This window comes from Haloferax larsenii (assembly GCF_024730625.1).
Lineage (GTDB): Archaea > Halobacteriota > Halobacteria > Halobacteriales > Haloferacaceae > Haloferax > Haloferax larsenii.
Map to the genome: position 1 here is coordinate 799,435 of NZ_CP078063.1, position 11,998 is coordinate 811,432.

12 protein-coding genes are annotated in these 11,998 nt (G+C 64.2%); 4 read left to right on the plus strand and 8 right to left on the minus strand.

Translation table 11 applies throughout. From position 1 onward, the window contains the following. Positions 1 to 867: 867 nt before the first annotated feature. The 5 genes from KU306_RS04165 to KU306_RS04185 form a co-directional block, all read right to left on the minus strand. The gene (locus tag KU306_RS04165) at positions 868 to 1,707 is read right to left on the minus strand and encodes an ABC transporter ATP-binding protein (protein ID WP_241429815.1); all 840 of its coding nucleotides are present in this window, start codon (positions 1,705 to 1,707) and stop codon (positions 868 to 870) included. Between the two features lie 83 nt (positions 1,708 to 1,790). After that, positions 1,791 to 2,894: a FecCD family ABC transporter permease gene (locus KU306_RS04170; protein ID WP_007540710.1), complete on the minus strand. Its 1,104-nt coding sequence runs from the start codon at positions 2,892 to 2,894 to the stop codon at positions 1,791 to 1,793. Then, positions 2,891 to 3,922, minus strand: a complete 1,032-nt coding sequence (locus tag KU306_RS04175) for an FAD-dependent oxidoreductase (protein WP_258302972.1) — start codon at positions 3,920 to 3,922, stop codon at positions 2,891 to 2,893. Before KU306_RS04175 ends, KU306_RS04170 begins: the two co-directional genes overlap by 4 nt. A 2-nt stretch (positions 3,923 to 3,924) precedes the next feature. Next, entirely contained in the window at positions 3,925 to 5,115 is a 1,191-nt protein-coding gene (locus KU306_RS04180; protein ID WP_258302973.1) for an ABC transporter substrate-binding protein, read from the minus strand. Between the two features lie 121 nt (positions 5,116 to 5,236). Beyond that, the gene (locus KU306_RS04185; RefSeq protein ID WP_049918627.1) at positions 5,237 to 5,773 is read right to left on the minus strand and encodes a DoxX family protein; all 537 of its coding nucleotides are present in this window, start codon (positions 5,771 to 5,773) and stop codon (positions 5,237 to 5,239) included. 174 nt (positions 5,774 to 5,947) lie between these two features. Between KU306_RS04185 and KU306_RS04190 the strand changes: the two genes are divergently transcribed. Further along, positions 5,948 to 6,556, plus strand: coding sequence for a GNAT family N-acetyltransferase (locus KU306_RS04190; RefSeq protein WP_258302974.1), 609 nt, complete (start codon positions 5,948 to 5,950; stop codon positions 6,554 to 6,556). 59 nt (positions 6,557 to 6,615) lie between these two features. On the opposite strand, the gene KU306_RS04195 is transcribed toward KU306_RS04190, so the two are convergent. Beyond that, positions 6,616 to 6,966, minus strand: coding sequence for a DUF8062 family protein (locus tag KU306_RS04195; RefSeq protein WP_007540699.1), 351 nt, complete (start codon positions 6,964 to 6,966; stop codon positions 6,616 to 6,618). A 69-nt stretch (positions 6,967 to 7,035) separates the two neighbouring features. After that, positions 7,036 to 7,233 carry a heavy-metal-associated domain-containing protein gene (locus KU306_RS04200; RefSeq protein WP_007540697.1) on the minus strand — a complete coding sequence of 66 codons (198 nt, stop codon included), beginning with the start codon at positions 7,231 to 7,233 and terminating at the stop codon, positions 7,036 to 7,038. A gap of 131 nt (positions 7,234 to 7,364) precedes the next feature. Between KU306_RS04200 and KU306_RS04205 the strand changes: the two genes are divergently transcribed. The 3 genes from KU306_RS04205 to KU306_RS04215 all read left to right on the plus strand — a co-directional run bounded on the left by KU306_RS04205 (position 7,365) and on the right by KU306_RS04215 (position 11,068). After that, positions 7,365 to 7,967 carry a winged helix-turn-helix transcriptional regulator gene (locus KU306_RS04205; RefSeq protein ID WP_258302975.1) on the plus strand — a complete coding sequence of 201 codons (603 nt, stop codon included), beginning with the start codon at positions 7,365 to 7,367 and terminating at the stop codon, positions 7,965 to 7,967. Positions 7,968 to 8,087: 120 nt separating this feature from the next. Next, on the plus strand, positions 8,088 to 10,688 hold the full coding sequence (locus tag KU306_RS04210; RefSeq protein WP_258302976.1) for a heavy metal translocating P-type ATPase: 2,601 nt from the start codon (positions 8,088 to 8,090) through the stop codon (positions 10,686 to 10,688). Positions 10,689 to 10,846: 158 nt separating this feature from the next. Next, entirely contained in the window at positions 10,847 to 11,068 is a 222-nt protein-coding gene (locus tag KU306_RS04215) for a DUF8123 family protein (RefSeq protein WP_049918626.1), read from the plus strand. 16 nt (positions 11,069 to 11,084) lie between these two features. Here KU306_RS04215 and KU306_RS04220 read toward each other — a convergent pair whose 3' ends face one another. Continuing rightward, positions 11,085 to 11,939 carry a hypothetical protein gene (locus KU306_RS04220; protein WP_258302977.1) on the minus strand — a complete coding sequence of 285 codons (855 nt, stop codon included), beginning with the start codon at positions 11,937 to 11,939 and terminating at the stop codon, positions 11,085 to 11,087. Positions 11,940 to 11,998 lie beyond the last annotated feature (59 nt).

Here is an 11,998-nt window from a genome sequence, read left to right on the forward strand (position 1 = left end):
CGGAAGCAACGTGGCCCAAACGACAGCCCAATCTGGCGATGGCGTAGCGGACTCCGTGAGCGCAACACCGGCAGACGGGACGGGGCGATTCGGTGATACGTTGGTGTCGCCGCCGATGTTCCCCGAGGAACGAGGGCGACCGCCACTCGAACCAGTTGGCACTGGCGACCTCGCGGACGTTCCGGGCGTCGGCCCGACGGGAATCACCAACCTGACGGCACTCAGTGCGGCCCACCAGACCACCCTCAAAAACCAGTCGTACACGCTGTGGATAGACGAGTACCGACCCCGAGACGACGACCCGAACGGGACGCGCGTCCAGTACGATACCGACGTCACGGTCGCCGGAGACCGATATCTGGTCGCCGAGAACGTCGAAGCGGGTCGCACACAGGTTCGCCTGCGAGCGGTCTACTACGACGGAACCGACTGGCACGTCGCCGAGCGCGAAAACGGAACCGAGCGCGTTCGTCGTATCGGCGGCAACGCGTCCGCGCCGCCGATGGAGTTCGACCCGGGACAGCGGAACGAGACGCTCGTCGGTCAGTATCTCGCCACGCTGAAGACGAACGTCACGGGGAAGGTCCGCAGTGGCACGAACACGTACTACCGCATCGAAGGCGAGACGCGACCGTCCATCGACAGCGACGGCCCAGTTCGAGACTATCGGTTCGTGGCGTACGTAGACGAACAAGGATTCGTCGCCGATGCGATGGTAACGTACGTCCACTTCACCAGCGACGGCCCCGTTCGCGTGCAGTTCGAATGGACCTACGGCCGGCTCGGCGAGACGACGCTGAGCCCGCCGCCGTGGGCCGAAGAAAGCGAGACTGCGGACGACGCTCCGCCGTCGGTGTTGAACAGCGGTTACAGCGACCGATTCGGCAAGATGCTCGGGTCCGGCGTGTACGTGACCGTCGCGTCCACGCGGAAGACGTCCGCGAGGAGTTCTTCCGTGACGACGTCGGTCGGCGGCCCCCAGTCGTAGACCGAACCGTCCTGCATTGCGATGAGGTAGTCGGCGAAGCGGGCGGCCTGTGCGATGTCGTGGAGGACGACGGCGACCGTGACACCGCGTTCCTCGTTGAGTTGGCGAACCGTCTCCAAGACGCGCAACTGGTGGTGCAAGTCGAGGTAGGTCGTCGGTTCGTCCAACAGGAGTACGTCGGTGTCCTGTGCGAGCACCATCGCAATCCACACGAGTTGACGCTGTCCGCCGCTCAGGCTCGACACCTGTCTGTCGCGGAGGTGGTCGACTCCCGCGAGGTCGATAGCGCGGTCGATAGCCTGCTGGTCGTCCTCGTCGAGTTGCTCGAAGAACCCACGGTGCGGGTACCGACCGTGCGAGACGAGCTTCTCGACTGTAATCGAACCGGGGGAGTCGTGTTCCTGTGAGAGCAAGCCGAGTTCCCGAGCGAAGGCTCCGTCGTCGTACTCGGAGAGTTTCTGGCCGTCGAGGTAGACGTGTCCCTCGTCGGGCGACAGTTGCTTGGCGAGCGACTTCAAGAGCGTACTCTTGCCGGACCCGTTCGGGCCGACAAGCGCCGTCACTTCACCGCGCGGGATGTCGATTCGGTCGCACTCGACGACCGGGCCATCGCTCGTCGGATACGAAAGCGAGAGCTTGTCGCCGACGAGCGCGCTCTCGGTTTCGCTCGACTCTCGGGTGACGTCAGACTCGGACGCTGCGGCGTCGGGAGCCGCCATTGCAACCTCCTCCGTCTGCGCTTCCGAGGCGTCGGTTGTCTGGCCATCGGCGGCCGCGTCTCGTTCCGATTCCATCCCTGACATCATACCTCCCCCAGCTGTTGTTGTTTTCGCATCAGGTAGAGGAAGTACGGGCCACCGACGAGCCCAGTGACGACCCCGACCGGGAGTTGCGAAGGGCTCAAGAGGAGTCGCGCGCCGACGTCGGCGACGACCATCAGCGCGGGGCCCGCGAAGACGCACCCGAGGATGAGCCGTTTGTAGTCGCTGCCGACGATGTTGCGAACGAGGTGCGGCACGACCAAGCCCACGAAGCCGACGATGCCGGCGACGGCGATGCTCGCCGCGGCCGCGAGAACGGCGACGCCAGCGAGGGCGAACCGAACTTTCTCGATAGACATCCCGAGCGAGCGCGCGGTCTGTTCGCCCAAGAGGAGGACGTTCAGCTGTCTCGACCCCGCGAGCGCGAGGAAGATGGCTAATATCGACCACGGCAGGGCGGTTCTGACCTGTTCCCAGTCGGTCCCCGTGAGCGACCCGGTGGTCCACGCGAGGGCAGACTGGACGACGCCGAGGTCGTCGGCGAAGAAGAACAGCCCTGTCTGGAGGCTCTGGAACACGGTGCCGACGACGACACCGGCCAGCACCAGTCGAACCGGGGACGTGCCGTTCTTCCACGCGATGGCGTAGACGATGGCGAACGCGGTCGCCCCGCCGAGTGCGGCGAGAATCGGGAGGAACGCCGACAACCCGGAGAAGACGACGAGTGTGAGCAAGATTGCAAGTCCAGCCCCGGAGGAGACGCCGAGGATGAACGGACTCGCCAGTTCGTTGCGGGTAATCGCCTGGAAGATAGCTCCGGAGACGGCGAGGTTCGCCCCGACGAGTATCGCGACGAAGACTCGCGGGACGCGAATCGTCCAGACGACGAGCGTCTGCTTCGTGAGGTCGGGGAGCCCACCACCGAGGAGGAGCGACATCCACACACCGGGGTTGGAGACGACCGCCGGGTCGAAGACGGCCTGCCACGCCTCGGCGAGACTCATCGAGAACGCGCCGAGGCTGACCTGTACGAGTCCTCCGATGAACACGACGAGAATCGACGCGAGACAGAGCGACACGAGCGAGCCGTCTATCCATCCGAATGGGTTCGCCGACTGCGACTCGGTTCGGTGTGCGTCGCTCACAGTTGGTTCACCCCGCTGTCGGTTGTGTGGTCTTCATCGGTTGCCTCTCGGTCTTCGCCGACCGCCGCTCCCTCATCGGTCGACTCTCGCTTACCGTCAGTCGAGTCGATATACGCTCGAATCTCGTCTTCGGGCAGGGCGTCGAGGACGCGGTCGGTGCCGACTACGTCCACGAGTCGTGCGATACCGCGGTCCTCCATCGCCTCGACTTCCTCGTCGCTCCGACGGGTCTCGAACGCGCGGTCGATGTAGGACTCCCGGAGGTCGGCGAGTCGGTCGTCGCTCACGTCGCAGTCCTCGGGCACTTTGCCGTCGAACCACTCGCGCCAGCGGTCTCGGTCTCCCCACTCGCCCGAGAACTCCGTCTCCGGGCGGAGCCAATCGTAGTGGTCTGCGAGCATGCCGGGATACCCCTGCTCGCGGCGGCGGTCTTCGAGCAGACATCGGGCGACGTGTGCACCCTGCCCCGAGGAAATTGTGACCTGCGCGTTTCGCTGGCCGGACGGAGAGGCGACGTACAGCCCGTCGACCGGCGTTCTGCCGTCTTCGTCCGAGTACGATGGGTCGAAGTGTTCGTGTTCCTCGCCGTGGTGGTCGTGGCGTTCGAACATCGCGTCTTCGTCGTCGAGACCACGGAGATACGACCCGTCGTACCACGCGGCAGCCAAGACGGCGTCGGTGGCGACGCGTCGCCCATCTTGCGTCTCGACGACGAATCGCGTCTCGGCTTCGTGGTCGTCGCCTGCGCGGTCGACCGAGACGACCATGTCGGAGACGAGTTCGCCACCCGCGTCGGCGACGTGGGCGTGCAGCAAGTCGAGAAGCGTCTCGACGCCGACGCCGCCGGGGAATCCGGGATAGTTCTCGACGTACGCACACCGCTGCAGCGCGGCGTTCCCGCGGTCGAAGACCACGGTGTCGAGACCGTATCGGGCGGTGAATATCGCCGCTGCACAGCCCGCGGGGCCGCCGCCGACGACCACGACGTCGGCCGTATCTGTCGTCTCACGCTGCTCGGAAGCGGGCATCGTCAGAACTCCCCGGCGACGATGTCGGCGACGCGCTGGGCGTCGTAGAGCTGTTCGTCCACACCGTAGAGCGACTCGGCGGTGCGCTGGGTGAGCACGAGGTTCGTAATCGGGCCCTGATACAGACTGCCTGCACGGTAGATATCGCCGTTCTCGACGGCGGTGAGCGCGCTCGCGGTCTCGTGGTTCTGCAGGAAGTCGACGACCGTGGACTCGAACTCTTCGCGGGTCTTCGACTCGTAGCCGCGGAGCAAGAGCACCTCGGGGTCGACTTCGAGGAGTGTTTCGAGGTCGATAGCGGCGCGCGTGCCGTGGAAGTCCTTCACGTCGGAGGCGGCGAGGGCGTCTTTCACGCCGAGGTCACGGAAGTGCTTGAACCCGGTTCCGTCGCCGATAATGTACGGGTAGTACTTCTCGGGTTCGTCGCCGACGCCCCAGAGAACCGCCCCGGCGGGGCGGTCGCCCTCGGCCGGGACGACCGATTCGAGGTTCGTCTCGAACTCGTCGTGGAGTTCGACGAACGCCTCGTAGCGGTCGGTGCGCTGGAACACCTGCGCGAGTTTCTCGAAGCCTTCGTACAAAGAGTAGTAACGGTAGTCCTCGTGCCACGGGTAGTGCTGGGCGTAGATGCAGTTCCCGAACATCGGGGCGACTTCGGAGACGACTTCGTCCACGTCCGCTTGGGTCCAGCCCTTGAACCGGTTCATCAGGAAGTTCGGGTCCATGACGTGCACGTCGGCGTCGAGTTCGTAGAAGAGCTCCTTGCTAACGCCGTCTTGGTACAGCGAGACCATGTCGCTCTTATCGACCGACAGCCCCGGAATCGCGTCGTAGTACTGGGTGTGGTACCGTCTCGTCAGCCAGACGGCCTTCGGCGGTTCGAGACCGAGGGCGATTCCCATGTCGGCCCAACTGCCGTTGTTTGCGACCCACGTCTCGGGGACGGACTCGAACTGAACGTCGCCGACGGGTTCGATGGAGACGGTGTACGAATCGTCTGGCGCGTTCGTCGTCTCCTGTGTATCGGTCTCGGTCGGCGCGTCCGTTTGCGTCGACGTTTTCGTCTCCGCATCGGCTTCCGAACTCGTCTGTCCCATACACCCGGCGAGCAGTCCGGCACCCGCGATGGCTCCCGCGCTGTGAATAATCGAACGACGTGTCGGCCCACTCGAATTCGTCTCGTCTCCGTTCATACGTTTTAGGCTAACCTAAGGCGATAAACTACTTTCGAATTTTAGGTGCCCCTAAACAGAACTCAGTGGTCGCAAAAGAGACGGGACATCGGCGACGTGGTCGTCGCTGAGAGTTCACTCCTCATCCGAGGAGGTACTTGAGCGCGGGGTGTTTCTGGACGAAGTCGGTCTGTTCGAGGTACGCGTCGAGACCGAGGATACGACCCGCACCGAGAGTGCCGACGATGACGAACATCATGAGTCCGAGCAGGTCGCCGTTGACGAAGCCGTGTGCCCACTCGGCGTTCCCGAGGTAGAAGAACACCATCAGGAAGCCGCCGAAGAAGGCCGCCAGACGGGTGAGTGCGCCCACGAGCAGTCCGAGACCGATGAGCGTCTCACCGAGCGGAATCATGATGTTCGTGAACTCCAGCATCCACGGCGTCTGGCCGACCCAGACGAGGAACTGGTGGACCGGTGCTGGCGCACCGCCAGTGGCGTTGACCAGCCAGCCACCCGCGTCGAACGGCTCGGCGGCGAGGTACTTGGTGACCCCCGCGTGGAGGAACCAGTACCCGGTGATGAGCCGAGTCAAGACCAACACGTAGCCGGTCGCACCCTCGGCGTAGTCGAATTCGAGCCGGTTCCCGAGCATCTCGATTTGGCCGGTTGTGGTCATCATCCGTCACCTCACATGCGAGTGTTGGGTTGGAAGATGGGTAAAAAGCCAGACCGATTTTCGAATCCATGGAACTGGGAATTTGGGAAAATCACCCCGGTATGGATGGTCGCATATACCCCCGCGAAATCGTGGGTACATACCGTCAGTGGTGCGTCACGTATTCACACAGTAATGGACGTGACGGCCGAACGCGGCGATGGGGACACCGCCCTCTGGGACCCGAGCCAGTGTGTTGGGACGCCGTACTGTCCGCCTCGGTGCCCTCGATTCGTCGACAAACACGGCATTGGACTGGTCGCCCGCACCTACGTCTCGGACGACTGGGAACGACTGCGCGAGATGTATCTCTCTTACGGAACGGAGCACCGGTCGTTAGGACTGCCGCCGACCGGAGCGGCCCGAATCGACGAGTGGCTGGAGGGGCTCGTCGAGCGCGGGCGCAACTACGTCGCCGTCGACGGCAAAGAGGTCGTCGGTCACGCGACCTACGCGCCGCGTGACGACCCGGAACCGGAACTCGCCGTGTTCGTCCACCCCGACAGTCACGACCGCGGTATCGGGACCGAACTCTGCCGCCACGTCGTCGCGGACGCCGAATCGAACGGTCACGACGCGCTCGTGCTCCACGTCGCACCCGAGAACCGCCGGGCGATACACGTCTATCTCGGACTCGGCTTCGAAGTGGTTCCCTCGGAGAGTTCGGAGACGAAGATGCGACTCTCGTTCGACGCCGTCGATATACCGACTACTGGGAGACCTGCCGACACCAGTCGGGAGTGAGTGCAGAGATTGGTGACTGAGAGATAGTCCCATCCCCTCCACGAGGCGGCTTCGACTGCTTACTCGGCGTCGAGAATCGTCGACTCGCCGGCGTGTTCGAGGCTGACTTCGTGGGTCGTATGGCGTGTGTGCGTCCGCGCCCATCGGCGGGCGGGCGACTCGGAGAGGAACTGCTCGCCGTCCGGGCACTGCCGACACGACGCGACCCACGGAGTCACGTCGTCGGGGAAGTGGCCGGTGTGACGTCGGTGGTCGAGCGCGAACTGCTCGACCGACTGGTTTCCGAGTTTCAACTCGTCTAGCTCGTAGGTGAGGTCCCACTCGCGGTTACAACGCGAACAGGTGACAGTCGGAACGTCGTCGACGGGGTCGCGCGGCGGCGTCTGGAAGTCGTCGCTCGGAGGAGACATACGCTGGCTTTGGGACCGAGCCTCTTGTACCTACAGTCTGCCTTCGAGGTGGCCGGAGCCCGAACCCAGTTACGCGTCCGCGTCGTATCCGGCGTCTTCGACGGCCGAGACGAGCGAATCCACGTCGGCGTCGCCCTCGATGGTCGCGGTGTCCGTCTCGCGGTCGGCGGTCGCCGAGGTGACGCCGGAGACAGATTCGAGCGCGTCGACGACGCGCCCCTCGCAGTGCTCGCAGGTCATACCCGTAACGGTGAGAGTCGTGCTCATCGTTCGAAGAGACGTGCTTCTTCCCTTAGTCGATTTTCCTTTCGTCGATTCGGCATGCGAGAGGTTTTACTTTCGAATCCAAAGCGAAATCGAGGAGTCACATTATGTTCCCGCGGTCCTAACGACCACTCATGCGTAGTCTCGACGAGACCGACCTTCGAATCCTCGAACTCCTCGCCGACGACGCTCGGCGGCCGTTCAGCGAAATCTCCGACGAAGTCGGACTCTCGGCTCCGGCCGTCTCCGACCGAATCGACCGACTCCGCGAGGAAGGCGTCATCCGGCGGTTTACGGTCGACGTAGACCACTCGACGCTCTCGGGCGGGACGCCCGTTCTGGTCCGTCTGTCGGTGCGGCCGGAGTTCGTCAGCGACGTCCGCGACGCGCTTCGGGAGGCCGACCCAGTCGAGCACCTCTTCGTGACCGCCGACGGCGACGTGACGTTCCACGCGCGACTCGACGGCGGGTCGATTCGTGTCGAACTCGACGACTTAGTGGACCTCTCGACGGTTCGCGAGTACGACGTCAGCCTCGTCGAATCGGCCGAGTGGACGCCCACAGTCAACGGAACGGGATTCGCATTGGAGTGTGCGGAGTGCGGCAACACCGTGACGAGCGAGGGCGAACGCGCTCGTATCGGCGGCACGCTCTATCACTTCTGTTGTTCGTCCTGTCTCGACCGGTTCCAGTCGCGATACGACCGAATGGAAGCGGGCGCCCGGTCGGATAGCTGACCCTCCCGACTGGACAACTGACCTCGCTCATCGATTTCGAATCGAAGGTTCTCACCCGGTTTGACCTTCGCTTCTGAAGGCACAATCGAGGTAAGAGAGGGGCACGTAGTGTATAGTATCATGAGTAGCCGCAGGGCACATCTGGACATCCGTGGCATGAGTTGCGCGAACTGCTCGCGCACAGTCGCGGAGTCTCTCGAATCACTCGACGGCGTCACCGACGCGACCGTCAACTTCGCTACCGACGAGGGGACAGTCGAGTACGACCCCGAGCGAGTGTCACTCGCCGAGGTGTACGACCGCATCGCGGAGTCCGGCTACGAGGCCGTCTCCGAGACGCGAACTATCGGCATTAGTGGCATGAGCTGTGCGAACTGCGCCGACGCCAACCGGACGTCACTGGAGTCGCTTCCGGGCGTCGTCGATGCCGAGGTCAACTACGCCACCGACGAGGCGCGCGTGACGTACAACCCCGCCGACGCGACGCTCGACGACCTGTATCAGGCAATCGAAGACGCGGGCTACACGCCGATTCGGGACGCCGAGGACGGTGACAGCGACGGGGGAACCGACGGTGAAAGCGCCCGCGACGTGGCCCGAACCGAGGAGATTCGACGCCAGAAGCGACTGACGCTCTTCGGAGCAGTGCTTTCGGTACCGCTTCTCGCCATGCTGGTCGTCGAATTGTTCACCGCCGCGGGTCTCCCGGAGACGATTCCCGGAACTGGTCTCCCACTCGGGTGGGTCGCGTTCGCGCTCGCGACGCCCGTGCAGGTCGTCCTCGGCCGCGATTTCTACGTCAACTCCTACAACGCGGTCGTGAAGAACCGCACCGCCAACATGGATGTGCTCATCGCGATGGGGTCGTCGACGGCGTATCTCTACTCCGTCGCCGTCCTCTCAGACCTCCTCGCCGGAAGTCTCTACTTCGACACCGCCGCGCTCATCTTGGTGTTCATCACGCTCGGGAACTACCTCGAAGCGCGCTCGAAGGGACAGGCTTCGGCAGCGCTCCAGTCGCTTCTCGAACTCGAAGCCGACACCGCGACCCTCGTCGACGACGACGGGACCGAACGCGAAGTCGAACTCGACGCCGTGGAAGTCGGCGACCGAATGAAAGTCCGCCCGGGCGAGAAGATTCCGACCGACGGCGTCGTCGTGGAAGGTGACTCAGCCGTGGACGAGTCGATGGTCACGGGTGAATCGGTCCCCGTCTCGAAAGAGCCCGGTGACGAGGTGGTTGGCTCGACGGTCAACCAAAACGGCGTCCTCGTCGTCGAAGCGACCAAAGTCGGCTCCGAGACGGCTATCCAGCAAATCGTCTCGCTGGTGAAGGAAGCACAGGGTCGTCAGCCGGAGATTCAGAACCTCGCCGACCGCATCTCGGCGTACTTCGTCCCCGCGGTCATCGTCAACGCCCTCCTGTGGGGCTCTGTCTGGTATCTCTTCCCCGAGACGCTCGCGGGAGTCATTCAGTCGCTGCCCCTCTGGGGACTGGTCGCCGGCGGCCCAGTCGCCGCGGGCGGTGCCGTCTCGACGTTCGAATTCGCCGTCGTCGTCTTCGCGTCGGCAGTCCTCATCGCCTGTCCGTGCGCGCTCGGCCTCGCGACGCCCGCGGCGACGATGGTCGGCACGGCTATCGGCGCGAAAAACGGTATCGTGTTCAAAGGCGGCGACATCCTCGAACGCGTCAAAGACGTGGAGACGGTCGTCTTCGACAAAACCGGGACGCTCACGAAAGGCGAGATGACCCTCACCGACGTGGTCGCCTTCGGCCCCGCCGCCGACGGGTCCGGCGTCGTCACGACTGGCGAGGACGAAACGCTCGACGAAACTGCGGTCCTCCGGTACGCCGCCTCGGCCGAGCGCGACAGCGAACACCCCCTCGCCCGCGCCATCGTCGAGGGTGCCGAAGACCGCGGCATCGAACTCGCCGACCCCGAGGACTTCGAGAACGTCCCCGGACACGGGATTCGCGCCACGGTCGAGGGGCGGACCGTCCTCGTGGGTAACCGGAAACTGCTATCGGACGAGGGTATCGACCCCACACCAGCCGAAGACGCCCTCGCGGACCTCGAAGACGACGGGAAGACCGCCATGCTCGTCGCCGTCGATGGCTCGCTCGCCGGTGTCGTCGCCGACGCCGACGAGATAAAGGAGTCCGCCGCCGACGCCGTCGCCGCCCTCCGCGAGCGCGGTGCCACGGTCCACATGATTACCGGCGACAACGAGCGAACCGCTCGCGCGGTCGCTCACGAAGTCGGAATCGACCCTGAACACGTCAGCGCAAGCGTCCTCCCCGAGGACAAAGCCGACGCCGTCGAATCACTCCAGTCCGACGGGACGCGGGTGATGATGGTCGGCGACGGCGTCAACGACGCCCCCGCGCTCGCTGCCGCGTTCGTCGGCACGGCGCTCGGGTCCGGTACCGACGTGGCAATCGAGGCGGCCGACGTGACGCTCATGCGCGACGACCCGCGCGACGTGGTGAAGGCCATCCGCATCTCCGAGGGGACGCTCGCGAAAATCAAGCAGAACCTGTTTTGGGCGCTCGGCTACAACACGGCGATGATTCCGTTGGCGTCGCTGGGGCTACTCCAACCCGTCTTCGCCGCCGCCGCGATGGCGTTCTCGTCGGTGTCGGTGCTCACGAACAGCCTCCTGTTCCGCACCTACACGCCGGACCACGACTACCACCTGCTCGACTTCCTCCGGCGGTAGCGCCAGCCGCGTTTTCTGGCGGTCCACCCTGCTGAACCCCTTCGTTTCACCTCGAACAACACCTCCACGCGCGAGTGTTTTTTCGCGTCGGGGACGCGACGACCATACCGCATGTCGCCGTCTCGTTTTTCTCTGTAGAAGGTGAATACTCAGGTATCATGACACGCCTGGCGAGTCAGTGGAAGCAACGTGGGCTGTGGATTGTCGTCGGTGTGTTCGTCGCACTCGTCGGCCTCGGGACACTCGCGGGGATGCCATGGCGCTACGCTGGTGGTGGCGCGGCCACGGCGGCGATACAGATACTCGCGGCGCTCGCGACTGTCGGTATCGGCGCGGCAGTCGCGTGGCTGGGCGTGACGAGCGGGTCTGAAAAACGGTGACAGCGGGCGGCGTGGGTTAGTACCGCGACGGGAGGAACGCCATACCGATGAGGAGGATGACCATCGAGAACGAAGCGATGGAGACGCCCCACAGACCGTTTTCGGTCTCGTGGAACTCGTCTATCTCCTTGGTCTGGCGCTCGTAGCTCTCGTAGTTCTGCGTGAGGACGAGCGTGCTGTCGTCGGGGAAGAGCGCGAGGAACTTCTCACCGCCGATGGTGACGTTCGCCTCGTCGCCGACCGAGATGGTGTTTTCTTCGGAGTCGAACCATTCGAGCGTGACGCCCGAGGACTCGACCGTGGCAACAGTCATTTGCGTCTCGTCGTAGGTGACCGAGTCACCTTCGGCGACGGTGCGCGTCTCGTTGGCCGGGAAGTACTCCGCGGCGGGCACGAGTTCCGAGTCGTTGATGACGACGTACTTCTGGCCGTCACGGGTGATGGTCTCGTTGTCCGCGTTCGGGTCGTTCATCAGGATGGCCGTGTTGTTGCGAAGCTCGACGAGCGTCGCTTCGGACGGGTCGGAGGCGTTGGGAACCTCGACACGCCAGTCCGTACCATCGAGTGTGACGGTGCTTCCGTTGTCCCACGTCTCGGTGAAGCGGGCAGAGTCGTTCACGTACGTGATTTCGCCGGACCGGACGAGCGTCGTGCCGCCTCCGTGTCCGCCAGACTCCTCTTCTTCGGTGATAGCCGACACGGTGTACGTCTGCTCACTGCCTGCTACGGTGAACTCGTCGCCCTGTGCCAGCGAGTACTCTGGGTTCTCGAACCCGATCGTCGGTGTCGATGCAGTCGCGATGAGCGAGTATGCACCCGCACCGATGACCAGGAAGAACACGACGGAGATAGCCGCGGCGCGTCGTTGCATGGTTTCGGCATGGGCCACACGGCGTATAACGATTACTTTTCCGCGGAGAGACTCCGGAA

What these genes read in the sequence shown, in the direction of transcription:
- KU306_RS04165 (WP_241429815.1), bottom strand. Translation starts at nt 1,707, where the DNA reads ATGGCGGCTCCCGACGCCGCAGCGTCCGAGTCTGACGTCACCCGAGAG.
- KU306_RS04175 (WP_258302972.1), bottom strand. Translation starts at nt 3,922, where the DNA reads ATGCCCGCTTCCGAGCAGCGTGAGACGACAGATACGGCCGACGTCGTG.
- KU306_RS04180 (WP_258302973.1), bottom strand. Translation starts at nt 5,115, where the DNA reads ATGAACGGAGACGAGACGAATTCGAGTGGGCCGACACGTCGTTCGATT.
- KU306_RS04185 (WP_049918627.1), bottom strand. Translation starts at nt 5,773, where the DNA reads ATGACCACAACCGGCCAAATCGAGATGCTCGGGAACCGGCTCGAATTC.
- KU306_RS04190 (WP_258302974.1), top strand. Translation starts at nt 5,948, where the DNA reads ATGGACGTGACGGCCGAACGCGGCGATGGGGACACCGCCCTCTGGGAC.
- KU306_RS04195 (WP_007540699.1), bottom strand. Translation starts at nt 6,966, where the DNA reads ATGTCTCCTCCGAGCGACGACTTCCAGACGCCGCCGCGCGACCCCGTC.
- KU306_RS04200 (WP_007540697.1), bottom strand. Translation starts at nt 7,233, where the DNA reads ATGAGCACGACTCTCACCGTTACGGGTATGACCTGCGAGCACTGCGAG.
- KU306_RS04205 (WP_258302975.1), top strand. Translation starts at nt 7,365, where the DNA reads ATGCGTAGTCTCGACGAGACCGACCTTCGAATCCTCGAACTCCTCGCC.
- KU306_RS04210 (WP_258302976.1), top strand. Translation starts at nt 8,088, where the DNA reads ATGAGTAGCCGCAGGGCACATCTGGACATCCGTGGCATGAGTTGCGCG.
- KU306_RS04215 (WP_049918626.1), top strand. Translation starts at nt 10,847, where the DNA reads ATGACACGCCTGGCGAGTCAGTGGAAGCAACGTGGGCTGTGGATTGTC.
- KU306_RS04220 (WP_258302977.1), bottom strand. Translation starts at nt 11,939, where the DNA reads ATGCAACGACGCGCCGCGGCTATCTCCGTCGTGTTCTTCCTGGTCATC.